The organism is Microcoleus sp. N9_B4 (assembly GCF_036701635.1).
Classification (GTDB): Bacteria; Cyanobacteriota; Cyanobacteriia; order Cyanobacteriales; family Microcoleaceae; genus Microcoleus.
On sequence record NZ_JAUBRC010000029.1, the window covers coordinates 66,373 to 92,839 of the forward strand.

The 26,467-nt window shown below is 44.7% G+C and carries 25 protein-coding genes; 12 read left to right on the forward strand and 13 right to left on the reverse strand.

The genetic code is table 11. The annotated features are described in order from the left end of the window. Positions 1-31 precede the first annotated feature (31 nt). Together argF and QUA43_RS19610 are read left to right on the forward strand one after the other, a co-directional pair. A complete protein-coding gene (gene argF / locus QUA43_RS19605; RefSeq protein WP_333375975.1) occupies positions 32-952 on the forward strand; it encodes an ornithine carbamoyltransferase in 921 nt (306 codons plus the stop codon). Between the two features lie 160 nt (positions 953-1,112). Then, positions 1,113-1,763: an NAD(P)H-dependent oxidoreductase gene (locus tag QUA43_RS19610; RefSeq protein ID WP_333375976.1), complete on the forward strand. Its 651-nt coding sequence runs from the start codon at positions 1,113-1,115 to the stop codon at positions 1,761-1,763. Positions 1,764-2,091: 328 nt separating this feature from the next. On the opposite strand, the gene QUA43_RS19615 is transcribed toward QUA43_RS19610, so the two are convergent. From QUA43_RS19615 to QUA43_RS19630, 4 genes are all read right to left on the reverse strand, one after another. Next, positions 2,092-3,591: a family 10 glycosylhydrolase gene (locus QUA43_RS19615; protein WP_333375977.1), complete on the reverse strand. Its 1,500-nt coding sequence runs from the start codon at positions 3,589-3,591 to the stop codon at positions 2,092-2,094. A gap of 200 nt (positions 3,592-3,791) precedes the next feature. Beyond that, positions 3,792-3,941, reverse strand: coding sequence for an alpha-E domain-containing protein (locus QUA43_RS19620; protein WP_445301984.1), 150 nt, complete (start codon positions 3,939-3,941; stop codon positions 3,792-3,794). A gap of 4 nt (positions 3,942-3,945) precedes the next feature. Next, positions 3,946-4,728: a hypothetical protein gene (locus QUA43_RS19625; protein WP_333375978.1), complete on the reverse strand. Its 783-nt coding sequence runs from the start codon at positions 4,726-4,728 to the stop codon at positions 3,946-3,948. Further along, complete coding sequence (locus tag QUA43_RS19630) at positions 4,721-6,088, reverse strand: AAA family ATPase (RefSeq protein ID WP_333375979.1); 1,368 nt, start codon at positions 6,086-6,088, stop codon at positions 4,721-4,723. Before QUA43_RS19630 ends, QUA43_RS19625 begins: the two co-directional genes overlap by 8 nt. Before the next feature lie 202 nt (positions 6,089-6,290). Between QUA43_RS19630 and QUA43_RS19635 the strand changes: the two genes are divergently transcribed. Beyond that, complete coding sequence (locus tag QUA43_RS19635) at positions 6,291-8,285, forward strand: Eco57I restriction-modification methylase domain-containing protein (protein WP_333375980.1); 1,995 nt, start codon at positions 6,291-6,293, stop codon at positions 8,283-8,285. Between the two features lie 316 nt (positions 8,286-8,601). Further along, entirely contained in the window at positions 8,602-9,966 is a 1,365-nt protein-coding gene (locus QUA43_RS19640; RefSeq protein ID WP_333375981.1) for an MFS transporter, read from the forward strand. Positions 9,967-10,183: 217 nt separating this feature from the next. On the opposite strand, the gene QUA43_RS19645 is transcribed toward QUA43_RS19640, so the two are convergent. Next, positions 10,184-11,542, reverse strand: a complete 1,359-nt coding sequence (locus QUA43_RS19645) for a calcium-binding protein (protein WP_333375982.1) — start codon at positions 11,540-11,542, stop codon at positions 10,184-10,186. Positions 11,543-11,757: 215 nt separating this feature from the next. Further along, complete coding sequence (locus QUA43_RS19650) at positions 11,758-13,119, reverse strand: calcium-binding protein (RefSeq protein WP_333375983.1); 1,362 nt, start codon at positions 13,117-13,119, stop codon at positions 11,758-11,760. A 344-nt stretch (positions 13,120-13,463) separates the two neighbouring features. On the opposite strand from QUA43_RS19650, the gene QUA43_RS19660 reads away from it, so the two are divergent. The 3 genes from QUA43_RS19660 (at position 13,464) to QUA43_RS19670 (ending at position 15,940) form a co-directional block, all read left to right on the forward strand. Beyond that, entirely contained in the window at positions 13,464-14,000 is a 537-nt protein-coding gene (locus QUA43_RS19660) for a GNAT family N-acetyltransferase (RefSeq protein ID WP_333375984.1), read from the forward strand. A 243-nt stretch (positions 14,001-14,243) separates the two neighbouring features. Continuing rightward, entirely contained in the window at positions 14,244-14,990 is a 747-nt protein-coding gene (locus tag QUA43_RS19665; RefSeq protein WP_333375985.1) for a HEAT repeat domain-containing protein, read from the forward strand. A gap of 41 nt (positions 14,991-15,031) precedes the next feature. Then, positions 15,032-15,940 carry an Rpn family recombination-promoting nuclease/putative transposase gene (locus tag QUA43_RS19670; RefSeq protein ID WP_333375986.1) on the forward strand — a complete coding sequence of 303 codons (909 nt, stop codon included), beginning with the start codon at positions 15,032-15,034 and terminating at the stop codon, positions 15,938-15,940. 37 nt (positions 15,941-15,977) lie between these two features. Here the strand turns inward: QUA43_RS19670 and QUA43_RS19675 are convergent, their stop codons facing one another. The 7 genes from QUA43_RS19675 to QUA43_RS19705 form a co-directional block, all read right to left on the reverse strand. Continuing rightward, positions 15,978-16,751, reverse strand: a complete 774-nt coding sequence (locus tag QUA43_RS19675) for a class II aldolase/adducin family protein (RefSeq protein WP_333375987.1) — start codon at positions 16,749-16,751, stop codon at positions 15,978-15,980. Between the two features lie 62 nt (positions 16,752-16,813). Beyond that, positions 16,814-17,485, reverse strand: coding sequence for a hypothetical protein (locus QUA43_RS19680; protein WP_333375988.1), 672 nt, complete (start codon positions 17,483-17,485; stop codon positions 16,814-16,816). Positions 17,486-17,651: 166 nt separating this feature from the next. Then, entirely contained in the window at positions 17,652-18,917 is a 1,266-nt protein-coding gene (locus QUA43_RS19685; protein ID WP_333375989.1) for an NAD(P)/FAD-dependent oxidoreductase, read from the reverse strand. Between the two features lie 24 nt (positions 18,918-18,941). Next, positions 18,942-19,100 (reverse strand): rubredoxin, encoded by a 159-nt coding sequence (gene rd / locus QUA43_RS19690; RefSeq protein WP_333234489.1) that lies wholly within the window; start codon positions 19,098-19,100, stop codon positions 18,942-18,944. Positions 19,101-19,433: 333 nt separating this feature from the next. Continuing rightward, positions 19,434-20,201 carry a ChaB family protein gene (locus QUA43_RS19695; RefSeq protein ID WP_333072972.1) on the reverse strand — a complete coding sequence of 256 codons (768 nt, stop codon included), beginning with the start codon at positions 20,199-20,201 and terminating at the stop codon, positions 19,434-19,436. Between the two features lie 175 nt (positions 20,202-20,376). Further along, positions 20,377-20,748: a DUF5615 family PIN-like protein gene (locus QUA43_RS19700; protein ID WP_333375990.1), complete on the reverse strand. Its 372-nt coding sequence runs from the start codon at positions 20,746-20,748 to the stop codon at positions 20,377-20,379. Further along, a complete protein-coding gene (locus tag QUA43_RS19705; protein ID WP_333239823.1) occupies positions 20,745-21,038 on the reverse strand; it encodes a DUF433 domain-containing protein in 294 nt (97 codons plus the stop codon). The genes QUA43_RS19700 and QUA43_RS19705 overlap by 4 nt, the downstream gene beginning before the upstream one ends. Positions 21,039-21,117: 79 nt before the next feature. Between QUA43_RS19705 and QUA43_RS19710 the strand changes: the two genes are divergently transcribed. The 5 genes from QUA43_RS19710 to QUA43_RS19730 form a co-directional block, all read left to right on the forward strand. Then, a complete protein-coding gene (locus QUA43_RS19710) occupies positions 21,118-21,807 on the forward strand; it encodes a polysaccharide deacetylase family protein (protein WP_333375991.1) in 690 nt (229 codons plus the stop codon). A gap of 4 nt (positions 21,808-21,811) precedes the next feature. Continuing rightward, positions 21,812-22,798 (forward strand): hypothetical protein, encoded by a 987-nt coding sequence (locus QUA43_RS19715; RefSeq protein ID WP_333375992.1) that lies wholly within the window; start codon positions 21,812-21,814, stop codon positions 22,796-22,798. Positions 22,799-22,883: 85 nt separating this feature from the next. Continuing rightward, positions 22,884-24,365, forward strand: a complete 1,482-nt coding sequence (locus QUA43_RS19720) for an S-layer homology domain-containing protein (protein WP_333375993.1) — start codon at positions 22,884-22,886, stop codon at positions 24,363-24,365. A gap of 408 nt (positions 24,366-24,773) precedes the next feature. Beyond that, positions 24,774-25,478: an acetoacetate decarboxylase family protein gene (locus QUA43_RS19725; RefSeq protein WP_333375994.1), complete on the forward strand. Its 705-nt coding sequence runs from the start codon at positions 24,774-24,776 to the stop codon at positions 25,476-25,478. Positions 25,479-25,558: 80 nt separating this feature from the next. Beyond that, a partial coding sequence (locus QUA43_RS19730) for a transposase (protein WP_333375995.1) occupies positions 25,559-26,467 on the forward strand: 909 nt, incomplete at its 3' end.

Genomic DNA, 26,467 nt, shown 5'->3' on the forward strand with positions numbered 1-26,467 from the left:
ATACACAGTTAAAAATTTGTGTGGGGAAAGCATGGACTCATTAAAAGGGCGAGATTTATTAAGTCTGGCAGATTTAAGCATTGACGAATTAAATTATTTGCTGGATCTAGCAGCCAGTTTAAAATCGGGAATGGTCAAGCTGAAACGCAATAAAGTTCTCGGCTTGTTATTTTCCAAAGCTTCAACGCGAACGCGGGTAAGTTTTACGGTAGCAATGTATAAATTGGGAGGGCAAGTGATTGACCTCAATCCCAACGTTACACAAGTCAGCCGCGGTGAACCTTTGGTAGATACAGCCAGGGTTTTAGACAGATATTTAGACATTTTGGCGATTCGGACGTTCGAGCAAAAGGATTTAGCAACTTTTGCCAATTATGCGAAAATTCCTGTGATTAATGCGCTGACAGATGACGAACACCCATGTCAAGTGCTGGCGGATTTGATGACAGTAAAAGAGTGTTTTGGTAAGCTAGAAGGATTGACCCTGACTTATTTTGGCGACGGTAACAACATGGCAAATTCGCTGATCTTGGGCTGTGCAATGACCGGGATAAATGTCAGAATTGCTTGTCCCGAAGATTTCAAACCAAATTCTGAGATTGTGGAAAAAGCTAAGACAATTGCTCAGGGAAAAACAGAAGTTATTGTGACTGCTGATGCGGAAGCTGCTGCGAAGAATGCTCAAGTGATTTATACTGATGTTTGGGCGAGTATGGGACAGGAAGAGGAAGCAAAAATCAGGATTCCTTTGTTTGAACCATATCAGGTAAATGAACAATTGCTGAAGTTAGCAGATAAGAATGCAATTGTATTGCACTGTTTGCCCGCACACCGGGACGAAGAGATTACCGATGCAGTGATTGAAGGCAGTCAATCGCGCGTTTGGGATCAGGCAGAAAATCGGATGCACGCTCAGCAAGCTTTGCTCGCAAGCATTCTAGAAAGCGATTAGGAATTAGCTAAAAATTAGTCTGTGGGGGGATAAAATCGACCTGCTCGCTACTTTTTGCAGACCGCTTCCGTTATCATTTCATTTGAACCAGGATTATTTGCAACCAGCCTGTAATTATCCGTTTCAACCATGATTAATTGCAATCTCTTAAGTAAAAGAAATGAATCACATCACTACGACAGACTTACTTGAAAATCTCAAATGGCGATATGCCACCAAACAGTTCGATCCAGCCAAAACAATTGCTCCAGAAATCTGGACAGCTTTAGAAGATGCGTTAGTGTTAACACCATCTTCTTATGGGCTTCAACCTTGGAAATTTCTGATTATTACCAGCTCGGAACTTAAAGAACAGCTCAAGCCCCTCTCCTGGAATCAGTCACAGGTTACTGATTGCTCTCATTATGTCGTGTTCGCGATTAAAAAGAATCTCACTGCCGAGGATGTCGATCGCTTTATAGCTCGCACTGCCGAGCTGCGGGGCGGGACAGTAGAGGCAATGGCAGGATATCGGAATCTAATCGTCAGTGACTTGGTGGATGGTGCCCGCAGTTTTAATATCAATCAATGGTCAACGCACCAAACTTATATTGCACTGGGCAACTTTATGACCAGTGCTGCATTGCTTGGTGTTGACACCTGTCCAATGGAAGGAATTGAACCTGTCAATTACGATCGCCTGTTGGGTCTTTCTGCAAAAGGCTTTACTACCGTCGTAGCTTGTGCGGCTGGCTATCGCTCTGAAGCAGATAAGTATGCTTCACTCGCAAAAGTAAGATTCCCTAAGTCAGAAATCTTAGAAACTTTATAGAACCCATTTGATATCTTCTTGAGCGAACTATAGCAATCCTAAATCATTTGTAAATTTCTTACTCCCTCCCCGCAGGTTCGGGGAAGGTTGGGTGGGGTAAAAAATTTACGACTCATTTAGGATTGCTATATATGGTTTTGAGGGGATGGTTTTACTAGAGGATTTAATACCAGAGTCAGGACTTTAAGCTAACCGGCATCAAACCAGATACAACCTAGATACCTCAAAGGCTTGTGAGACAAAAAAAAGATCCTAAATGGCTTCTATAAACCCGGGATACGCTGTAAGTCGATCGCAATAGCCCACCTCGGCGCACCCTAAAAAGTGATTAAGATGCTCCGAAATTGATTTTGGTGACTTCACCGGCGACAACATTAACTGTTTGTTGAATTTGACTCCCGCCAACTTTCAACTGATAAGTTCCCGGAGAAAGCTCGATCGCCCCAAACCATCCTTTACCATCGGCGCGCAGTTGACGCACCTGACCTGCAGCATCGATCGACTGCAATGTCAAGTTCGCACCGTCGCAAGTTTGAGCGCACCGCTGCAAATTTCCGGCGATCGCACCTGTAGTCGGCCGCGACTTCCAAGGCATATCGGGAACGGCTGCTGCTGTCGCCCACACAGGCTGAGTTTCATAGGTTTTACCCGTCGCAGCATCAACGTATTGACTCGGCTGCGAAAGCGCGGTGTAAAACACATCGTTGCTTTGGGGAACGTATTTCCAAGGCTGGCGGGGCAAATCTCCGCTGCCGCCCGATCGCAGTTCCACATTCGTGTACACGTTGCTGCTAGCGTAGGAATAGAGCACAGTACCCGCTACGTGATTCCCTTTCGCAGAAGGCTGTTCGGCGCGACGAATCTGGCCTAGAGTGTCTTCGATGTAGTTGAGGTAATTGCCGGGGCCGATCGCAATTTGGCGGTTGTACTGGTGGTCTTTGGCGTACTCGATCCAGTTGTCGTAAGCGAGTTTTTGCGATCGTTTGTACTCGCGCTGGTAAGTCATCGGCATCGCCATGTCTACGATCCCTTCTTCCAGCCAAGCGCGCCAATCTTGCAATACTTCTTTGTAGGGCTGTGTTTGATACCAAGCTGCATCGTTTTTCGGGCCGTCTCCCCAGGCGATCGTGGCGGCGGTAATTTTAACACGCGGTTTAATCGCAAGGCTTTCTACATAAAGCTTCCGCACTAAATTTGTCACCTGATCGCGCCGCCACTGCATCCAGGCGGGATCGGTGGGTGCGGGTTTGCCCGATCGACCTGTTTGCTGATTGAAACGGGCGATCGCAGTCGGATTGTAGCCCCAAGTCGGCCCGCCGTAGCGCACATAATCCAACTGTACGCCGTCCACATCGTAGCGCTTGATCAAGTCCAAATAGACGGAAACAGTATAATCTACGGCGTCTGGATGGCCGGGATCGAGGAAACCGGGTGATTCGCCACTCGAAGTGAGCATAGCCCAATTGTCATTTCCTGGGGCCGAAGGCCCGTGTTGTTGCCAAACGTGACCGGCGGGAAGTTTGCTACCGGAAACCACCGGCAGCGTCACCATCCAAGCGTGTACTTCAATGCCTGCGGCGTGGGCTTTGTCAATCAAATCTTGCAGTGGATCGAAACCCGCCGGAACGTTGGGATCGAGGGTGCGGGGTTCGATCGCACTCGTGTAAAAAGCATCGCCACGGCGGCGGACTTGGGCGACGATCGCGTTGGCATTTGCCCGCTGTGCGTCTGCGATCAATTTTGTGACTTCTTGAGGGGTTTTGAAGCCGGGGTTGAAGGCGTCCACCCAGAAGGCGCGAAATTCGGCAGTTTGGGTTTGTGGGGGCATAGTTGCGTTAGCGCGGTTTGGGAACCAGTTTGATAACCAACCAGGAGTCAGCAGAAAACTAATTGTTAAGCCAATCAGGAACAAGCTTGACAAAAAGAATGTTTTGGTCTTTCGCATGAGAAGTGTGTGAGAGAGCGTTTAACAGTCCTTTACGGACTTTTGGTTTGAGCGTCCGCTTGACATTTTCGCACAAGGGTACATTAATTGGGCAGATCGGTAAATAGTTGAGTAATACCGCTGGGAGAGTCGAGAATGAGATTAAAATTGACCTTGGCAAAATGGGCGATATTTTCCGATCTTTCAATATAGCGGTTGAGCAAGTAAATTGAATCCGCTACACCACTTAACATAGTTTTACAGGCTAAATACGGTTTTAATGATTTTCATTTTGGCTGTATCAATGCCGCATTCAAGTTTGGAAATTGGACTGAGGGTTTTCCACTTGCCTTTATTCGCGGTGAAGATAGCATCGGCTGTTTTTTCAGGATCGATAGTTTCAAAGCCTCCTATTTTATTGGTTGATAAGTAATTCAGACGGTCGAAAATTTCATCTCTAGATGCACGTTTCACGCTGACTGCTTGAGGAGGAGGAGGCGGCGGCGGCGGCGGTGATATAGAAAATACTTTAGCAATAAAATCTAATCTCGCCTTAGTCAAACCACATTGTAACTTAGTCAGTGGGGTGAAATCTGACCATTGATCGCGGTTAGAATCTACAATTTTATTGGCCGTTTCAACGGGTTTTACATTCTTCCAATTATGCTCTTTAACTAAGTATTTAAGTACAGCTATAATAGTATCTTTTGATGCTGTACTCAGATTGACTTGGGGATTTGCTTCTCGCGCTAGAATCTTCGCTTGTTCAATATTTGATGGTTTTGGGTCAATGACAATACACCATACTAAATCTAATTTGGCTTGTTGAGCTACAGCATAGACAAAGTGATTGCTCACAACTTGATACTGATAGTCGCCTGTTTCTTTAACGATAATCGGAATCCAATTGCGATTACCTGCTTGCAAGACGGCTTCCGCGGCTCCGGCAATGATAAACTCTGACTCAGAGCAGGGTTCTGCTGACTCAATTTTAGATAACTTCAAGTGCATTAACTTACCGATGTTCTCAGAATTACTCATACAAAAAATACTCCTTCGCTAATTTTAAGTAATATTCAGCGGCTTTTTTGTGTTGAAAAACCGCGGGTCTTCGAGAAAAAGCTGCACTTGAAACAACTTCATATTCGGGAACAGTGAATATAGTTGGGTCAATCACCGTTTTTGTAGATTTAGGCCAATAATAGGGTAACAAATTAGGATCTAGAAAATAATTGTCACCTTTTTTAATTGTAAGAATTGCTTTGATTTCTACACTTAATTTTTTCTTGGAAGCCTCTGTTTCTTTGTATTTATTGAAAAATATCGGCAAGGCAATAGGGCCACCGTCCTGCCTAAGCTTCTTAACTTCAGGCAAGAATTCTTTAATCACTTTAGCAGCATTTTTTAAAGATGAAAAGTTATTGTGTTCTGTTGGCATGAGGATTACATCGGAAGCTCTTACAGAGCTTTTACTAAAAAAAGTCCAATTTGTAGGCGCATCAATTAATATGTAATCATAATTACCAACAAAAATATTAAGTAAATCTCGCAGTTGTTCTGAACCTTTTTCAATTTTTGCTTCATACTCATAACTCATGAACTTCGACAACCCTGAATCAGATGGGATTACATCAAACATCTTAACTAATTGACCTGCTTTATTCTTTAGATTAAATGGTTGAATAGTTTCTTTAACATTCAATGATCCATCAACCAGGCAATCAGATAGTTTGACTTTGCCCTCCTGTAAGCCTAATGAATCTGTTAAATCTCCTTGTTGTGGATCGAAGTCAACAACAAGCACTTTCTTCTGCTGTTGTCGAAGAATTGCCGCCAAGTTGATTGTAGTTGTAGTTTTTCCCACACCTCCCTTATCATTATAGAGGCAAATTGTTAAAGCTTTGGGTGGGTTGTCCAGCAATTTCTTAATTCTAGTAATAATCTCAATGATATTATCTTTGGTGATCCTCATGCAGTCAGTAGCAGGCAATACGATTTTACCATGTTTACGGAATAGCTGGATATCTGTTGAGTTAGTGATCATACCCCATTGAGATGTTTGGCACTTAGGAGCAAGAAGATAACCTGTTATCTGTTCTTTAGCTTTTTTGTACGTGGGAGTACCTTCTGCTAAGTTCATGATTGCCTTTCCTGATACTCTCCCTTTAACTTCAATGATTAAGTATGGGTTAATTTTAGCCACTGAAAATTTATCTTCATCGTGATTCTTGCGAGCAGCAAAATCCGCAGGACCCTTCCCTGTTTTAAACTGTTGTACCCACTCATCAGATGTGAAGCCAAGTCCATTTAGAAGGCGTTTGACAAATCGATCTTCGACTTCTGGCTCTTCTGCATTCTCTGAAATACTATCTAAAACTTCATTCCAGTTGATAGTTGTCATGATTTAGGCCTAGATACTTAAGTAAAATCATAACGCTTGGTTTGAGTTTGTGTCATCGTTAGCTACCTCCCGATCTAACTATACGAACAGTCAACATAGTTTTGGATAAGTTATATATTTTCTAGTGCGCTTGACATTTTTGCACATCGGTGAAATTTTGGGCGAAAATAAACTGAACTCGCGATCGCACTTTTCTCAAAAAATGATAGCACCTCACTTTCAAACCCTAGCCCTGCCGCATGACAGTAATTTACTCGATCGAGTAGATAGCTGGCGTCAAGAAGCAACCCGAAAGTTGCAGCAAAGCCAGAGAGGAGAAAAAGGACAATTTTTAACACCTTCCTCTGTCGCAAGTTTGATGGCGGGAATGTTTGAATTTAACTGTCCCGATATATCGCTTTTAGATGCCGGCGCAGGAATTGGTTCGCTGTTAGCAGCCGTTGTTTGCGAACTTTGCCAGCGCCCAAACAGACCGCGTAGCCTGCACGTTACAGCTTATGAAATTGACCTTATTTTGATTGAATACCTCAAGCAAACTTTAGAATTGTGCAGTATAGAATGTCAGCGTTTTGGGATATCTTTTACCTGTGAGGTTCGCGAAATAGATTTTATTCAAGACAGCGCCGATATGTTGCACCCCAATCTATTTACACAACCAGTAAAACGGGAATTTACCCATGCAATTATCAATCCTCCCTATGCCAAGATAGACGCAAAATCCCAAGCCCGAACCTTGCTGCGTTCTATAGGACTAGAAACCAGCAATCTCTACGCTGGGTTCACAGTTGCTGCTGCTCACCTGCTCAAACCAAACGGTGAATTAGTGTCGATTACTCCCCGCAGTTGTTGCAACGGTTTATACTTTCGAGATTTCCGCAAAGTATTCCTTCAAATGATGGCTTTACGCCAAGTACATATCTTTGAATCCCGACAGTTGCCATTTCGCGATGATGCGGTGCTGCAAGAAACTATTATTGTGCGCGCCACCAAACAAATAGAACAGCCAGATACTGTACTAATTACCTCAAGCAGCAGCGTGGGCGACGACCTCGTTTTGTCTCACCAACTTCCCTATACCGCCCTAATTAATCCCCAAGATTCCGAGCAATTTATTCGGATTTTACCGGATTCTGTCAGCCAGAAAGTAGTGGAGCAAATGGCTCAATTTACTTGCACCCTAGAGGAATTAGGCTTGACAGTTTCTACCGGAAAAGTTGTAGATTTTCGTGTTCGCTCTGACTTGCGACTAAAACCTGAAAACGGTACAGTTCCGCTGATTTATCCCGCACACTTCTCGGCTGGCGGTGTTGAATATCCCACAGCCACGAGAAAGCATCAAGCTTTAGCTGTCACGGAAAAAACTGCTGCACTCCTCGTACCTAACGAACATTATGTTTTGAGCAAGCGCTTCTCCTCAAAGGAAGAGAAAAAGCGAATTGTTGCAGTTGTCTGGGATGCCAATAAAATTAATAGTTCTAGCGTGGGTTTTGAGAACCATTTGAATTACTTTCACCAACAGGGACGCGGATTAGACCTCACCCTGGCGCGGGGATTGGCCGTTTATCTAAATTCGAGCTTGGTAGATGCGTTTTTCCGACTGTTCAACGGACACACTCAAGTTAATGCTACGGATTTACGCAATTTGAAGTATCCTAATCTAGAGCAATTACTTTTACTTGGCGCTCAAATAGGAGAAATATTTCCTACACAGCGGGAGATTGATCAACTTGTAGAGAGACAACTGCTGAAGGCGACCAATCCGTTAGAAAATAGCCCGATGACAATCAAGAACCGTATTGATGAATCTCTAGAAATACTTGCAGCGCTGGGTTTTCCAAAAGGTCAGCTTAACGAACGTTCCGCCTTAACTCTTCTGGCTTTGCTTGACCTCAAGCCAAAGGATGCTTGGGAATCGGCGAAATCTCCACTTTTGGGAATCACGCCAATTATGGAATTTATGGATCAGGAGTACAGTAAAAAATATGCACCAAATACGCGGGAAACTGTGCGTCGCCAGACTGTGCATCAGTTTCTAGATGCAGGTTTAATTGTTGTTAATCCTGACAGTCCCGAATGTCCGGTGAATAGTCCAAAAACTGCATATCAGATAGAAGAAAGTGCTTTGGAACTGCTGCGAACTTATGACACTTCTGACTGGGAAAAGAATGTTCGCGCTTACCTCATTCATTTTAACTGAGATATTGCACCATTGTCAATTACTTGTTTAGGAACAGGCAAGATGCCTGTTCCACAAGAAATACACTCTTTGTGGAACAGGCATCTTGCCTGTTCTTGACAATGGTGCAAGATTTAAGTTTTAACGGAGAACATCTTTTGCAGGCTTATTCCAAAAATGAAAATATTTGTGAGTCTGAATGATGCTAAAATGCACTATTTATATGGCTGCCGCTGGCATCGGAATGGCATATACTGTGATGCCAGGGCTTGAATTGACCGGAATTGTCGATCGCACTCAGTAAATCAAATAAGTAACTAGGTAAAATATCTCTGCAATGGAAAAAAAGCATAACGCTGGATTGTGGGTATCAGTATTATACTTCGCTCAAGGTCTCCCTTACACCGTCGTTAATTTAATGTCGGTGATTTTTTTGAAAGGTTTGGGAACCAGCAACGAGCTCATCGGGTTGACAAGTCTTTTGTCTTTTCCTTGGGTTTTAAAAGGTTTGTGGGGCCCGGTAGTTGATTTGTATTCTACCAAACGCAAATGGATTTTAACAACCGAAATCATTTGTGCTTTTCTGTTTGCTTTCCTAGCTTTTGGCGTATTAACGCCGGCACCGATTATTATATCGCTTGTTATCTTTACGGCGATCGCCTTTGTGTCAGCTACCCACGACATCGCCATTGACGGATTTTATTTAAACACTCTCAATAAAGACCAGCAAGCCTTGTTTGTCGGGGTTCGCAACACGGCTTATAGAGGTGCTGTCATTGCCGGTAGCGGTATCTTGGTTTTCTTAGCCGGGAAACTGGCAGAACAGCATTTAGTCACCGGAAATACAGGCGACACCAAAATCTATCAAAACATTCCACTGTCACTTTTCGGTTCGGATTTTAGCGTGTCTGCGCTTAACTACGGATGGGCGACAGCCTTTGGCATTTGTGCGATTATGTTTGTGCTGATATATCTCTTTCAGCGGTGGTATCTTCCCTATCCTCGAAATTACGATCTGGAATCCGACACCCCCCAACAAACAACCAGCTTTATCGAAGCATTTAAAACTTATTTCCAGCAAGATAAAATTGGTTGGATTGTTACTTATGTCTTAATTTTTAGGTTAGGCGATGCCTTGACGTTTAAAATGGCTCCGCCATTTTTAATGGATAAAGTGGAGAAAGGAGGATTAGCAGTTTCTACATCGGACATGGGTCTGTTATCGGGTACGATCGGGGTAATATTTCTGTTAATAGGAGGGTTACTCGGCGGCTATTTAATTGCAAAACAAGGATTGAAAAAATGGATGTGGCCGACGGCTATTCTGCAAAATTCGACTAACGTGCTGTATTGGCTGTTGGCAATCAATCAACCGGGGATTGAATGGGCTTATGCTGTAAATTCGATCGAGCAATTTACTTACGGACTTGGCGTAGCTGCCTATACAGTGTTCTTGATGCGAACTGTCCGCCCTGAATACGAAGCATCTCACTATGCAATTACAACGGCTTTTATGGCGGCAGGAGTGCTGATTCCGGGCGTTTTTAGCGGCTACTTGCAGGCGAACCTCGGCTATCAAAATTATTTCTTGATGAGCGCACTCGCTGTGATTCCCGGTATGCTGACCATTTTCTTTCTGCCCCTAGAAGATGAGAAAAAATTGGCATCCATGCCCAGACCGGGACTTGACGATTTCGATTAATATCAAGTCCGGTCGCTATAATTATCAGGTTCCGGCGGGTCTGGTTTACCAATGTCTGCACTTTTTTTTCGAGATTTCGGTGAACCCGCCCTTGGAGGAATATTGATGTTTCCAATCATGGAATGAGTAGAAATTATGTGCGCTTGCGTTCATTAAGATAAAATAAGGACACAACATTGTTGTGTCCCTACCGAATATCTGTATTGCCAGCCGCCAACTAAATCGCAATAAAATCACTAGCTGTTAGCGGACTACTTGGAATGCCAGGAATACTGGCAAGAACTTCGCCATTACGGGCCAGTTCAATCGTCGTTATAAAATCGCCTGCAGTAACTCTCACTTGGTTGAAGGTCAAACCTCCGCTCAAACCGATTAAATCTTGACCATTTTGAAAGTCTACAAGTGTATCTGTACCGGCACCTGCTCCTAACACCAATACGTCGCGTCCAGCGCCACCAATTAAGAGATCCGCACCCACTCCGCCAATGAGTGTATCGTCTCCTTCTCCACCGTTCAAGTTGTCATCCCCTTTGCCGCCTAATACCAGGTCGTTGCCACTGCCACCGCTGATAATATCGTTGCCTTTGTTGCCGCTGAGAGTGTCATTTCCCCCATTGCCAGTGATAATATCGTCCCCTGCAAAACCTGATGCTGTATTGTTGGCATCGTCGCCTACTAAATTATTAATTTGGGAGACATCGAGAGCAGTTTGCATTGCGACAACGTTTGTTAAAAATGAGCTTCCCGGAGCGGTTCTTAATTGTTCTAAACTGCTGCGCGATTCCAGCGATGTTGCTAAGGTTGGCAGTGCAAAGTCTAAGCCAGCTAACAGTTCTAAATAATCGGAATCTGTGAAAGTGAAATCAGGGCGGTTCAACTGGTCTACAGAGATTTCTGTCTGAGTCAAGCCGGGAGGAGGAGAAGTTAACAAACTGCTTTGGGTGTGCTTCTCCAAGACAAGTAGCGGGTTGATGATCGGGTTAGTAAATGTTTGAAGAACTACTTTTCCCGGTAGAAAAGCTTCTCCTCCCAGACTCACAAAATCGCCGCTAGCTATGTAGTGAGTTACATTTTTTCCGGCGCCGACTTTCTGCTTGAATGTATTAACTGTACTCTGAGCAACTCCGGGAGAATTGAAGGTGACAACATCTCCGATAGTAGATGTAAATTCGGTGGCGGCTAGTTGCGTTATGGCGCCGCCTAAGCTGTGTCCGAGAAGGTCTGGTGGCAAGCGGTTGGGGTTTTTTACTGTATCTTGACTGATTTGTGTCAGCCAATTTCCTAATGCTTGTTTGTTGGCTTCAAATTGGTTGAAACCTGCGCCGCGCTTGTCTGCGTTGGCAATATCGTCTACGGGCGAGTCGGTGCCGCGAACTACCAAAACTGGCGGTTTGTCTCGGGTGGTGGAAATTAAGCCGATCGCGTGAAATCCAGTTCCGGGATCGTCAAAGGTGCGATCGATTTGGTAGCCAGCAGCGAGCAAACCTGTTTGAACTAAAGTTTGAAACTGGGGCTGGTCATCTATGTAAACAATTTGCTTGGCTATAGTTTCGTAAGCGGCGGGGGAGGAGGGCATATTTTTTTATTTCCTGTCGTTTGATGGGGAATTAGTTTTTAAGCTACTTAACTAAGTTTACTATAAACTTCGTTTAGTGACCATATTAATTGGTCATTTTTATTGGCTTTTTAGGGGCAAATTGATTGATAGTTTTTAACACAAAAAAACCATCTCGCTACAAAACCAATGTCGGTTTCGCGCCACCACAAATACAAATTTTGCTCGCCCTAAAGCTATACAAAATCTACCCGAGTAATATCGCTGGCAACTACGCCTCTGAGAGTAGCAAGAATTTCCCCAGTAATCGGGATACTAATTAAAGCTCCGTCAACACCTTGGGTTACTGTAACTTGAGGAAAAGTTAGACCGCGCGACAGTACAATTAAATCTTGACTATCTTGAAAATCTAAAATTACATCTGCTCCGCCGCCGGATTCCAATACAAAGCGATCGCGCCCCGCACCACCAATTAAAAAATCGTTGCCCAACTCGCCGGAAACCAAATCATTTCCGTCGCCACCCTCCAAATAATCGTTATCTCTGCCGCCGTACAAGAAATCGTCGCCATCACCACCGATGATGCTGTCATTACCTCGATTGCCTCTGAGAGTATCGTTACCGCGATTGCCGATAACTGTATCCTCTCCAGGGCCGCCAGTAGCAGTATTGTTGCGATCGTCCCCTGATAAATAATTCGGCTGTAATGGAGCTAAGCCGTACTGCATTTGTCTGATCAACTGCACAAACGAAAATTCTGGTGCTGTTCTCACACTCTCTGCACCGCCTCTGCTTCTGATCGCTACTGACACATTGGGCAGGGCAAAATTCATCGCACCGATAAACTCGTTAAAATCTGAATCGTTGTTATAAGTAAATTCAGGACTGTTTAATTGTTCTACGGAAATTTGCCTCTGCAAAAAACCCACGGGCGGAGTAGTTAACAAATTTTCAGTTCGATGTTTTGCCAAAACAGTTAAGGGATTAATACTCGGATCGGTAAAACTTTGGATAAATACTTTTCCCGGGATAAATGCTTCACCAAACAAGGTGACGAAATCTCCGGTGACAATGTAGTGAGTGACATTTTTGTTGCCGACTCTGCCGAGATTTCTCCGAAAACTGGTGAATGTACTCGCTGACACTCCCGGAGAGTTGAAAGTAAAGATATCGCCGGTCAGAGATGTGTATTCGGTTGCTACAATTTGAGCGACTGCTCCGCCCCAACTGTGCCCGATGACATCTGGCAATAATTTGCTGGGGTTTTTACCAGTATTTTGACCGATTTCTGTGAGCCAATTTCTGATATTATCTTTGTTCTTTTCAAATTCAGGTAAACCTATGTCCCGCGAGTCGGAAAAGATAGCGTCGCCGTCGATGAAGTCTGTACCTTTAAATACGAGGGCGGGCGGGTTTTCGGGATTGGATGAACCGAACCCGATCGCATAAAAGTTTGTTTCTGGGTCGTCGAATATGCGATCGATATAGTAGCCATTAGTATCTAGGAAAGTCGAAACTTCATTTTGCGCGCTCGGCTTTTGATTCAAAAAAACAATTGACTTAGCTAGAGCTTCATAAACAGCAGGCGAGGCACTCATAATATTATATTTTCTGTTTGTTGGTATTTGCGATCGCTCTCTTCTTGAGCTAATTTTCCAATGGCAGCCATTATAGCTGACAAGATTTGTATGGTACACTTGATAATATCAACTCAAGAATTAAGTTTTTGCGGTTATGGGTATTATTCGTCAATACATTGCTCCATTGATAGCGGTATTAGTATTTTTCGCGGCTCTGGTAGCAGTCAGTGCTCGCATCTTTTTGCCTGGTGACATGGCTGCCCCGGCACCGATTGAGGAAGCGATCCCCCAAAAGCAAGCGGCAGTAGTGAATCCAATTTTCTTGGGGCTAAATGATGCCGCTCTCCGTGTCCGCTGAGCTGATGTCTGCTCAACTGATACCGGGTTACTGGCTGCGATCGGGATCGGGACTCGATCGAGCAAAACTGGTAAAGTTTATGCACCGGACATACCGAGAGCTTTACCCGGATGGGGAATTGGGACATTTGGCTCAAACTGTCGAGCAGTATTTTTCTAACCAGACGCCGGTTTGGTGGGTAGAGTGCCAGAAAAACAGCCAGGAAGAGGCAGAAATTTTGCCGGTGCTTCCCTCGCAGCATCTCAATCCCCAATCTCAAGTCCAAAATCTGACATCGGTTGTGGGATGTTTGTGGTTGGGAAATGCGATCGACCAAATCACAGGAACCCGCCACGCTCACATTTTTTTGCTCTACGTAGCACCGGAACACCGCCGTCTGGGGATCGGTGCAGCTTTAGTTATTCATGCTGAAAACTGGGCGCGGGAAAGGGGCGATCGGCAAATTGGTTTGCAAGTATTTCTGAGCAATCAGCCTGCGGTGAATCTCTATAAAAAATTAGGCTATCAAAGTCATTCCCTCTCGATGCTCAAATCCCTTTGAAAAATAAAAGGTACGGTTTATAGTAAGGACAAAGCAGTCCTGATACATAAAGAAGCTGAAAACTTCGTGACTTTATGGGGACTTAAGTCTTGACTGCGAACTTTATGGAGGAGTGAAGTCCTCACTATGAACCACATGAGGACTTCACTCCTCCCTCGGAATACTTTTATTGGTATTATCCTACTTGCTGTTGACCGTTGTCTGAGTTGCTGAGGAGCATCCTCTGTACGGTAAAGTTTTTTTATGAACAATAACGACTACTCCAACGCCCTTGATACTGATACGGAACTGGAAAGCCCTTTGGATCAATTTGACGAATCCGAACCCCCGCTGCCAGATCCCGAGGAAATGCTGCCTTTGCTGGAATCCCCGGAACCTCAGCACCGGATGATTGCGGCGCGGGCTTTTTGCGAACTACAGGACGATCGAGCAATTTCGCATTTAATTAATTTATTGAGAGACGGTTGCCCCTTGGTGCGAGTCAGCGCGGCTTATGCTTTGGGGCGAAATCCGAGTCCCGATGCTGTGGAACCGCTGATTTTTCAGCTTAACCGCGACTGGAACGGTTACGTTCGCAAAGGGGTAGTTTGGGCCTTGGGAAATTGCAACGACCACCGCGCTTTGCCATCTTTAATTGATGCTCTGAAAACTGATATTTCGGCGGTGCGTTTGTGGGCGGCGAGCTCTCTGGGTCAAATGGCAAAAGTTGGTTACTATGTGGTGATTGCGGCGATTCCGCCGTTGATTGAAGCGCTGCGGCGGGATGCTGTGTCTGCTGTGCGAAGTAATTCCGCTTGGGCGATCGGGCAACTGGCACGCGAATTGCCGAATAATATAGTGTACGCTGGGGCGATCGATGGTCTAATTGAAGCTTTAGAAGAAGATGAAGACATGGGCGTGCGGGAAGATGCTAAATCTTCGCTATTGCGAGTCGGCGACCCGCGGGGATTGCAGATAATTGAAGACTTAGAAATGGAAGGACTTTTGTGATATAATTACCACAATTAAACACCATTTACTAATTACCAATTATGAATTTCATCAATCCTAAGACAGATTTTGGTTTCAAAAAAATCTTTGCATCGCCCCAGCACAAAGAAGTGTTGATTAGCTTCCTGAATGCCATGCTCTACAACGCAGAGCCGACCATTCAAGACTTAGAAATCATCGATCCCTACGCCGCACCGACAATTACTGGTTTAAAAGACACTTACCTGGATGTCAAAGCCAAAATTACAGGCAACAAAACTGTCATTATCGAAATGCAGGTAATTAATGTAGAAGCTTTTACCAAACGCGTCATCTATAATGCAGCTAAAACCTACGCAACTCAACTCAAGCCGAGAGAAGGCTACTCAAAATTAAATCCCTTGATTGCCTTAACAATTACCGATTTCATCCTGTTTGAAAACACCGAGAAATTTCTCACTCATTTTGTCTTTAAAGAAGTTGAAGAAAACATCGAATATTACAGAGAAATAGAGTTGTTTTTCCTGGAACTCCCCAAGTTCAATAAAAAATTAGAAGAAGTTGAAGGTTTGATTCAAAGTTGGGCTTATTTTATCAAAAATGCTCCCGATCTGGAGGAAATACCGGAGAAATTTGCATCAGTACCCGAAATGCAAACAGCTTTTAACATCGCTAACAGGTCAAATTTAAACCTTCAGGAATTACAAGCATTAGAAAAACGGGAAATGTTTTTTGAAGACCAACGTGGTGCTGTGATTAAAGGTCGTCGAGAAGGTAGAATTGAGGGGCAAATAGAATTAATTATGCGTTTACTTGTGCGACGTACTGGTGAGATGTCGCCAGAAATTCAAACTCGCATCCAGCAGCTATCTACCGAACAATTGGATGATTTAGGAGAAATTTTGCTAGATTTTACCAGTCAAGAGGATTTGATAGCTTGGTTGGAATCGGTGTCAGCAGAGCAGCAGTAAGGACACGGCAGTACCGTGTCCCTAGAGATATCATCTGCTAATCTAATAAGTCTGGTTCCCGGCGCACAATCATGTCATAAAGCGGTTGAAAGCTAAACCATCCCATGCGGTGAGTCCCTACTTGCTGCTGTGTCAAACTCGCACATTCTGGTTTGATGAGAATTGGTTTTCCTGCTGCTTCGGCCATTAACTGCGCTTGACAAGAACGTTCCATTGCAATAAACCACCAAGCAGCTTCATCTACTGTTTGACCTACTGTTAACAGTCCGTGATTTTGTAAAATAATCGCTTTTTTCTCACCTAAAGTTTTGGCGATACGTTTAGCTTCTTCGATTTCCAAAACAACTCCGGTGTAATCGTCAAATAAAGCTTGGTCTTGATAAAAAGAACAAGCATCTTGCGTCAGCGGGTCAAGCAGGCGGCCCAAACTCGACCAACTTTTGCCGTAGGGAGAATGAGCGTGGGCTGCTGCGATTACGTCGGGGCGGGCGCTGTGCACTTGGGAATGAATGGCAAATGCTGCTTCGTTTACGGGTTTATTTCCTTCAACTACTTCGCCTTTGTGGTTGACTAAAATTAGGTCGCTGACTCGAATTAAACTAAAGTGCATTCCAAAAGAATTGACCCAGAAATGGTCGAGGTGTTCGGGGTCGCGGACGGTGATGTGTCCGGCAATTCCTTCGCTGAATCCGAAGCGGGCAAATAATCGAAATGCGGCGGCTAAACGCTGTTTGCGGTGGTGGCGTTCTTCTTCAATTGAGTTGAATGTTGGGGGTTGAATGGTGACTTTTGGGATTTTTAATGCGACCATATATTTTATTTTGTCATGAGGAATGGGTAATTGCTAATTGTGCGGCAGGCATCTTGCCTGTCCTACTGACTGGCGACTTCACTGAGGCGCAAACCTGATATATTTTGGCAGTCAAAGGTGGCGTTATTGCCGGGGTGGCGTTTGATTAATTCGATAATTTGTCCGGCGGGGTTTTGCAGAAACCACTGGGTTAATGAGCCGTAGTCTAGAGGACGCTCTGATAGCGGTTTAAAGTTTTTATTTTGCCATATTTTAGCAGCATTCTGCACGTTTTCGACTCGAATCGCGACGTGGTGAACTGCTGCTAATCCTCTTTCTTCCTGGAAACGGTTTTTTTGGTCGCCGGCTGCGTGGGGCGCATCTAATACTACTAAGCCGCCGGCTGGCATTAATAAGGTCATTAAATGCAGCCACAAATCGGAGGGAACGTTAATGTTTGTCGAACAAAAGTTAATCGGGAACAAGTCTGGGCCTTCGACAATTTTGGCGCCGAAAGGGCGGAAAGATGCGGCGTATTTTTCGAGTTCGGTTCGGCTGGGAAATGTGATGACAAAGTGGTCGATCGCAACTTGTTCGTCGTACAGGTGTGTTTCAAACGTCCAGGCTGTTAAAAATTCGGGAGTGATAAATTGGGGGTTGAGTTCCAGCAAGCCATTGTTTTCGATGAAAGGTGAGTCAAGATGGCCCTCAAGGTTGCGATCGAACTTTAGGGTTTTTAGATTCAAGTTTTTCATGTATCTCACCCGATGTTGAAGGACGCAAAACTGCGAATTTTGTTTACAAGCTGAAGTGGACACACATTTGGTGCGCCTTAATTCAAAAATAACACAAAATTTAATACTGGCAAGCCGATCGCGCGATCGCAACTCCCAAACCTTTACAAAGCAAATATTCCCCAATCTAAAATCTCAAATCGGATGGTTTGCCGATCGCGTTTCCGGCCAACCACGCTGTAGTCCAGGCACTTTGGAAGTTGAAACCGCCCGTCACGCCGTCGATATCCAAGATTTCGCCCGCAAAGAAAAGTCCGGGACAGCGGCGGCTTTCCATTGTCTTAAAATCGACTTCTTTGAGGTTGACACCGCCGCAGGTGACGAATTCTTCCTTAAATGCGCCTTTTCCAGCAATCTGATATTCGCCTTGAACCAGTTCTTGCAGGAGGCGATCGAGGATTTTATTCGATAAGTCAGCCCAGCGTTTTTGCTCATCAATGCCGATCGAACTTGTCAAACGTTCCCAGAGGCGGCGCGGCACCGGAAACGGACAGCTAGAGACAATCAATCGGTGCGACAACTGCGACTTAACCGCTAGCAGTTGCTGTCGCAAAACTTCCGCATTGTACTGGGGAAGCCAATTAATCAGCACAGATGTTTTATAATGGCGATCGTGCAAAAATCTCGCACCCCAAGCCGAAAGTTTGAGTACAGCAGGCCCACTTAAACCCCAGTGAGTAATTAGCAAAGGCCCGCTTTGTTCTAATTTAGCTCCCGGCAATTTCACCTTAGCATTAGGAACAGAAATTCCGGCTAAATCTTTGATTCTGCTGTCGGAAATATTAAAAGTAAATAGAGAAGGAACGGGCAGTTCTACAGTATTACCTAACTCTTTTGCCCACTTATAACCCGAAGGATTACTGCCTGTAGCGAGAAGAATGCGATCGCACTTAAGTCTCTCCCCCGACTTCAACTCAATTTCAAACCTAGGGGCGGTGTCCCCCTGTTCGCCCTCTGCGGTGTTGCCCGTTAATTTCTTTACTGAAACGACTGCATCACCAGTGCGAATTTTCACGCCTGCATCCTCAGCAGCCCGGATCAAACAGTTAACAATTGTCGCCGAATCGTCTGTGGTCGGAAACATTCGGCCGTCTTCTTCGGTTTTCAACTTCACACCGTGACCGGCAAACCATTCTACAGTATCGCGGGGTTGAAATCGAGTAAAAGCACCGCGCAGAGCTTTCCCTCCTCTGGGGTAATTCTGCACTAAAACACCGGGGTCAAAACAAGCGTGAGTCACGTTGCAGCGCCCGCCGCCAGAGATGCGAACTTTTGCCAGGAGTTGCCGGCCAGCTTCTAGTAAAGTGACGCGGGCCTGCGGGTAGGTTTTAGCACAGGTAATTGCACTAAAAAAACCAGCAGCACCGCCGCCGATGACTGTAATTTTGAGCATTCGATCGGACAAATTTTTTCTCGCTTATTCTGGTTCAAAATCGGATTTTGCCGCCCCGCAAGTCGGACAAACCCAATCGTCGGGGATATCTTCAAAGGGTGTACCGGGAGCTATGCCTCCGTCGGGGTCGCCTAGTTCTGGATCGTAGACGTAATTGCAAACTGTACAAACGTATTTTTGCATTTGCTTAACTTAATTTTTTTTTGTAAGCTTATAGATTGTACTTGACAACGCAACTTAGTGCAATATAGGAATCCTTGCAGGAGTCGTAAATCTTTTACCCCACCCCAACCCTCCCCTTACCAAGGGGAGGGAGTAAGAAATTCACAAATGATTTTAGGATTGCTATATCACTTTCAAAAAGCAATGAGACTTTCGGTAATTTCCAAGTCTTGATAAATTAAGTTTGGCATCATTTTTTAATCTAAAATCTAAAATCTAAAATCGTCAAAGCCTCTAGAAGCACAGTTCTAGAGGCTTGATTGTATTTTTTATTAGTTTACTGCGATTGGAAGACTAGACTTTCGCTAAAGGCTTAGTCCAAACGCCGTTTTCATCTTCTTCGTACTGCTGGTGAATGGCGTTCCAAGCGGTGTGTTCCGCTTGTATCGAGTCGTTGCTTTCGTCAAATGCGGCGTTGTAGGATTCGATAAAGGTTTTTTGAGCAGCTTCCGACAGGTGCGATCGCACTTCTGGAGATAAGTCTGCCGGACTATTGCAGCGACCTTTGACGGCGCGCGGCAGCGTCATCTCGCTAACTGAAACTTCTTCGCCACCTGCACTTTCTAGCAAGAGTTGAAATTCGCCCGATTTATCTGCGGGAACTTCTGCCATCACGAGAAATTCGCCTGCTTCAACGCGGGTTTGATAGATAGTTGCTTTCTCTTCCGGCATTCCCAAAGCGACCAAAGCGGAAACTAGACCCGCACCGGCCGAACCTGCGATCGCGCCGCTAGCTGCACCCAACAGTACAGCACCCAGCGGGCCCGCCGAGACTACTGCACCGACAAAGGGAATAAACAGCACGCCGACGCCTGTTAGCAAACCCAAAAAAGAACCGAATAAGGAACCAAAAATCGCCCCGCTTCGCAGACCGCCTAATATCACATCTTTTTTAGTAATAAAGCCGGCAATTTTAGTTTTAGATTGAAAGTTTTTTCCCATTACTGAGATGTGGTCGCGGGAAACTCCGCGATCGAGCAACCGCCGAATTACGCCGTCTAATTGTTCTTCTTCCTTAAATACGGCTGAAACTGTGCGTTCGGCTAAATATTCCTCTGTCATTGTTCCTCCTTGATGGTTTTGCGATTAGTAGTGCTGGTTTTCAGTATAGGAGCAGGCTGTAGGGCGATCGCATCGACCGCGAGATAGAGGTCGATCGACTGTGGCTAGATTCAGTCTATATCAAAGGAGTTAAACCATTAAGTATTCGGCACTCACTCAAGTTTATTTCATATTTTTATTCATCTCTTATATAAGTTCCAAGATACTCCAGTTGGTCGATCATTTCCTCTGCTGACTTAGCAGCAATCAAATTCAAAAGTCCCCGCAACTGTGCGCCCACGGAGTACCGCTGCTGTTGTGCAAGAATGATTCCAGTATGACTTCTCTCTTCTGCAATACAGATATGGTGTAAACGGCTGAAATCTCTCCGATTAAAACTGTAAACGACTCGCCCTTGCTCGGTTGCCCAAATGAGCTGTTCTTCATCTGAAAAACTCAGCCTATTAGCCTCCGAGGTTGTTATCACATCTACACCCGAATTTCGCAGAGCTAAGATTAGAGCTTGTTCCTGAATATCCTCATCAAGATATAAACGAATCTTACTCACGATAGCTTACCTGCCATAGAGTCTGCTTCCAAGCGCTCCCACTCAGCATTTTCTGCTGCTATTTCCGCGTCAATTTGCTTTTTGTTCGCATAATAGTAAGCTAAGGCTGCATAAACCTGTGCTAAATTCAAGTGCGTTCTCTTTTGAACAATTACTTCAGGAGTCCATCCCGCATTAAAATCAATAGCAATGTTCTCTACCGTAATTCTAGTTCCTGCAATTCGCGGGCGGCCGCCGCAAGTTCCGGGCGTGCGGACAATTAGCGTTCCAATATCAACGGCAGTTGTCATATTTACCTCGATTGAGTTAACTTGATTCTAGTGTAACGCAGCTTCATTTCTACCCGATCGCATTTATCAAGGTTAATCAATGCCATTAGCACCCCTGTTTCCTGTCGTTCATCCCATCCTCAAATCTGCTTTTCCCAGATGTCTGTGGACTGGAGATATCAACAGCCGAGAGATCGCCCTCACATTTGACGACGGGCCGCACCGTCAGCACACACCTCAACTGTTAAAAATTTTAGATAAATACGACATCAAAGCTAGTTTTTTCTGGCTAGGTTTTTGCGTGGACAGGCATCCAGAAACGGCTAAAGAAGTGTACGATCGCGGACACTGGATCGGTCTCCACGGCTATCAGCATATATCGTTTCCCAAACTCAAAACCCACGAACTCAAACAAAGTTTAGAAGACACGCAGAAAGCAATTGCCAAAGCTTGCGATTTAGACCCAAAATTAATCCTGGACGTGCGGCCACCCAACGGCATTTTTACGCCGCGAACATTAGAGTTATTGCAACAGTGGGAATATCGCCCTGTAATGTGGAGTGTCGTCCCAGAAGATTGGGTGCGACCGGGGGTGAGGAAAGTTATTAGTCGCATTGTGCAGCAAACTGAAAACGGATCAATTATTGTACTGCACGACGGCTATTGCGGCGGCGAAGATGTTGCAGCTTCGGCGGATAAAATAATTCCCTTGCTTTTGTACAAAGGTTACAAATTTGTGACAGTCGATCGACTTTGGGAACAGAACAACATTCAAATAACAGGAAATTAAATCCATGAAAAAAAGACAGTTGATTGCATCTCTTTGTTTGGTAAGTGCCGGATGGGCGATCGAGCTTTCTCCTGCTTCCATCAGTGCTGAAACCCCACTTGTCGTACAGCAGCCAGCCAGTGACCTGTCCGTGCCTGCCTCCAACTCGAAAATCCCGCAAGTGGAACTGCTAAATCCGGGAGTGGAACCCCGACAACAGTTGCGTTTAAAACCAAGTTTAGGTGTTAAACAAACGACTACTATGGTTGTAAAAATGGAGATGGAAGTGTCTACAGCCGGCAGAAGTACGAATGTGAATAAAGTTCCGATAATGGTCTTAACTATAGACACAAAAGCCACAAAGATTGATGCTAATGGAGATATTCACTACGATGTTTCATACGCTAGTGCAGATATTGCTGCCGATACTACAAATTTGCCAATTGCGGCCCTGGATAGTATGCGATCCGCAGTCAAAAAGTTAGTTGGATTGAAAGGTTCTTTCATCATGGATAATCGGGGCGCTCATAAAGGAGGTAGCTTTACTTTGCCGGCAGAAGCTGACAACAACTTGAAACAAATGATTCAAAATATGTCTAAATCGTTACAACAGCTTGCCTCACCTCTGCCAGCAGAAGCAGTTGGCAAAGGTGCTAAATGGCGCATCTCTTTTCCATCTAATGCCGGTGGCATGAATGTGAATCAAACTGCTATCTATGAATTGATTGACTTGCAAGATGGAGTTGCTACTCTCAAAACTAGCGTAGAACAACAAGCAAATCCCCAAAATTTGACTTTACCCCAATTACCTGCTGGCTCTACTATGGCCATAAAATCTTTTGCGTCTCAGGGTCAGGGAGAAGTTGTAATGCGACTGGATCAATTAATGCCTTTTCGTTCTGTCGTCTCTATCAATTCTAATTCTGAAATGATTATTAAAGTTGCAGGGAATCCAGAAGAATTAACAATGAAAACAAAATTGCTGATGGAGATGACTTTGGATTCTAAATAAGCGCTCGATCGGGTTGGAATACCTGATAATATGTAAACCTTGCGTAAGTTTTGATCGCAAATTTTGTGACAAAGGAGGATGTTGTATGGTTCGATCGCACAGATGGCAAGCTATCATCGGTTTAGTGGTAGCCCTGGGGATAATCATCGGGAATTTAGTGTTTCCAGGTCTGAATGTAGCGCCGGCATTTGCTCAAGCCAAATTTACGGATGTTAACGACCATTGGGCGCAAGCTTGCATTGAGGAGTTAGCACAGAAAAAAATCATCAGTGGCTACTACGAAGATGGCACTTTTCGGCCGAATCGCCCCGTCAGCCGCGCTGAGTTTGCGGCGATGGTTCGCATGGCTTTTCCCGATGCCAAAACCGTCCGCGCTCCGATCGACTTTGCAGATATTCCCACGAATTACTGGGGTTTTAAAGCAATTCGAGAAGCTTATCAAACGGGTTTTATGTCTGGATACAGTGGCAGTATCTTTAACCCCACTTTGAATGTTACCCGCTGGCAGGTTTTGGTAGCTTTAACCAGCGGCTTAAAATATACACCTGCAGGGCCGGCGGCTGAGATTTTGGATGCGACGTTTGAAGATGCGCGGGATATTCCCGAACTGGCCAGAAGTGCGATCGCCGCCGCGACAGAAAAACAACTTGTAGTCAATTATCCGGCTGTTAAACAGCTAGAACCTACTCGGAATGCTACTCGCGCCGAAGTCGCAACTTTTTTCTGTCAGGCGATCGCCAAACCCGGCCAAACTGCCTTAGTTCCTACCCAATATATCGCCCAAGTTCCGCCCAATATCGGCCCGCCGAGAACAACAGAAACCTCGGAAGCGGGGAAAGTTCGGGCGGAAGTTTCTTTCGTAAAAGAAGCAGAAAATGCTACAAATCTCCGCATCAGAATTATCCGCGACGGTAAAACTTTATTAGAAGAACCCGTGCTGATTCCGACTCGTTCTCTAGTAGATAACCCCGACCAAAGGGCCAGCGAAGAAGTATCAGAAGGACGTTTTTTATCGCTGCGAATCCGTGATTTGGACGGCGACAAAGAACCGGAAGTGCTGGCAGATTTAGTGTCAATCAAAAGCGGCGTCCGCTGCTGCAATTATTCGTTTATTTACCGCTACGACTCTGGGGCTAACAAATACAGTCACATCAAGCATTTCTGGGGCAATGTGAGTTACGAAATTGTCGATTTTGGCAAAAATGACATTCCAGAGTTTAAGAGTCAGGACGGCAGATTTTCCGAGGCTTTTACAAATTACGCTGATTCTCGCTTTCCGCTGCAAATTTGGCAGTACCGCCAAGGTAAAATGCAAGATGTTAGCAAACAGTATCCGGTGGAAGTATACACAAATTCTGCTGAGCTTTGGCTGGAATCTAACAAGCGTCTGAGTGAAAAGGGGGAGGTGAAAGGGGTTTTGGCGGCCTTCATGGCGAACAAGTATGTCATGGGCCAGGAGGCGGAAGGTTGGCAGTTGTTGGAGAGAGTTTATCAAGGGCGCGATCGCACTCAATTCTTTGGGAAGTTGCGGGAGTTTTTGGTAAGTACGGGTTATGCTAGTAAGTAGATTTGGAGGTTTTTAACCGCAGATTTAAGCGGATTAACGCTGATAATATCTGTAGGGGCGGGTTTTACGAATAATATCTAATTCTTACTAAGAATATTACTCAACCCGCCTCCATACAACAGATAACCCACGTCAACTATTCATCAAATTTCTCGTCACATATTAATTTGTTTAAATAAAGTAAATTACTACTTACATCTTTCACCATTCTCCAGAACAGGCAAGATGCCTGTTCCACAAAGAGTGAATTTTCTTGTGGAACAGGCATCTTGCCTGTTCATAAAAAGCTTATTGAGAATGGTGCAACATCTCAGTTACTAATCAATTGTGAATAAATACCAAAAATTGTTGCTTTTTGAAGCGCCAAGCTAAAATAAATATAAAATATCAGATATTTAATCACTTAAAATGGTATATCCATCTGCGCCTTGGCATCTGCAAGGTTATGCTGTTCAGACTTTACAATTGGTAGATGTGGCACGAGTGCGCGCCTTGGTTCCCTCTGAATTAGAAATTGTCTCTTTATTGCCCGGAAAAACCCTAGGCGGCATTTATATATCCTCCTACGGGTTGGGTTCCGTGATGGAGTACAATGAGTTAATTGTAGTTAGCGCGATCGTCAATTATGCAGGAAAATGGGGCGCTTGGATTTCCCACATCTACGTAGACAATCCTAACTCGGTAGCGGGCGGGCGCGAAATTTGGGGACTTCCTAAAGAATTAGCTCAATTTAGTTGGGAAGGTAGCGATTCGGTAAAGGCAGCACCGCTAGGCTACCGCGTCACAGTTAGCCAAGGAAACCGTCAACTGTGCAGCCTCAATTACAGCAAGCAAAATTTAGCCTTACCGCTGCCTTTTAGCGGAAATGTTTTCAGCGCTGACCGCAGCAATTTGCTGTTGTTTAAAGGAGGATTAGAGTCTCGCATCGGTTTGATAAAATGCGAATTAGAAGTGGCAGAAGAAAGTCCTTTTGCCAGTTTAAACTTAGGCCAGCCCTTGCTAGCAGTTGCCTGCGAAGATATGCGTTTAACAGTCGGTGCGCCGGAATTTGTGGGAAACAGAGCCGTTGAGTTCAGTTATCAAAAAACTGGGTTGAAAACCCCGTCCTTCTAGGACGGCTTTAATTGTAACTTTTCATTACGCCATACTCCGTTTTGTGCTGATTGCGGTAGCATAAGAGTGGAGGTAGAGCAATGCTCGTTTTTGAGTTTAAATCTTACGGAAAATCAAGTCAGTTCAAAGCAGTAGACGAAGCAATTCGTACCGCTCAATTTGTCCGCAATAGCTGTTTGCGCTATTGGATGGACAATCCCAAAAAGAACAAATACGACTTGAATAAATATTGTGCTGTACTGGCAGCTACGTTTCCGTTTGCTGACGAACTCAACTCAATGGCAAGACAATCAAGTGCTGAACGTGCTTGGGCAGCTATCTCCCGATTTTACGAAAACTGCAAGAAGAAGATTCCTGGTAAAAAAGAGTATCCAAAGTTCCAGCGAGACTGTCGCTCGGTAGAGTACAAGTCAACCGGATGGAAGGTTGCAGATGACAGAAAGTCGATAACTTTCACGGATAAAAAAGGAATTGGCAAACTCAAACTCAAAGGCACACGCGACCTGCATTTTTACCAAATCAACCAAATAAAACGGGTTCGATTGGTAAAACGTGCGGATGGTGTGTACGTCCAGTTCTGTATTGATGTTGACCGAAAGGAAAATACAGCGCCGACAGGTAATACTATTGGATTGGATGTCGGGCTAAAAGAATATTACACCGATTCAAACGGAATCAAGGTTGAAAATCCTAGGTTTCTGAGGAAAGGTGAACGTGTTCTCAAACGCAGTCAACGTCGGGTATCTAGAAAAGTCAAAGGTTCAAAGAATAGAGGCAAAGCTCGACAGATTCTTGGTAAGCGCCATCTCAAAATAAGCAGGCAACGTAAAGACCATGCCGTAAAGTTGGCAAGGTGCGTCACTCAGTCCAACGACTTGATAGCCTACGAAGATTTGAGAATCAAAAATATGCTGCAGAATCACTGTCTCGCCAAGTCTATTAACGACGCATCTTGGTATCAATTCCGTGTCTGGCTTGAATATTTTGGA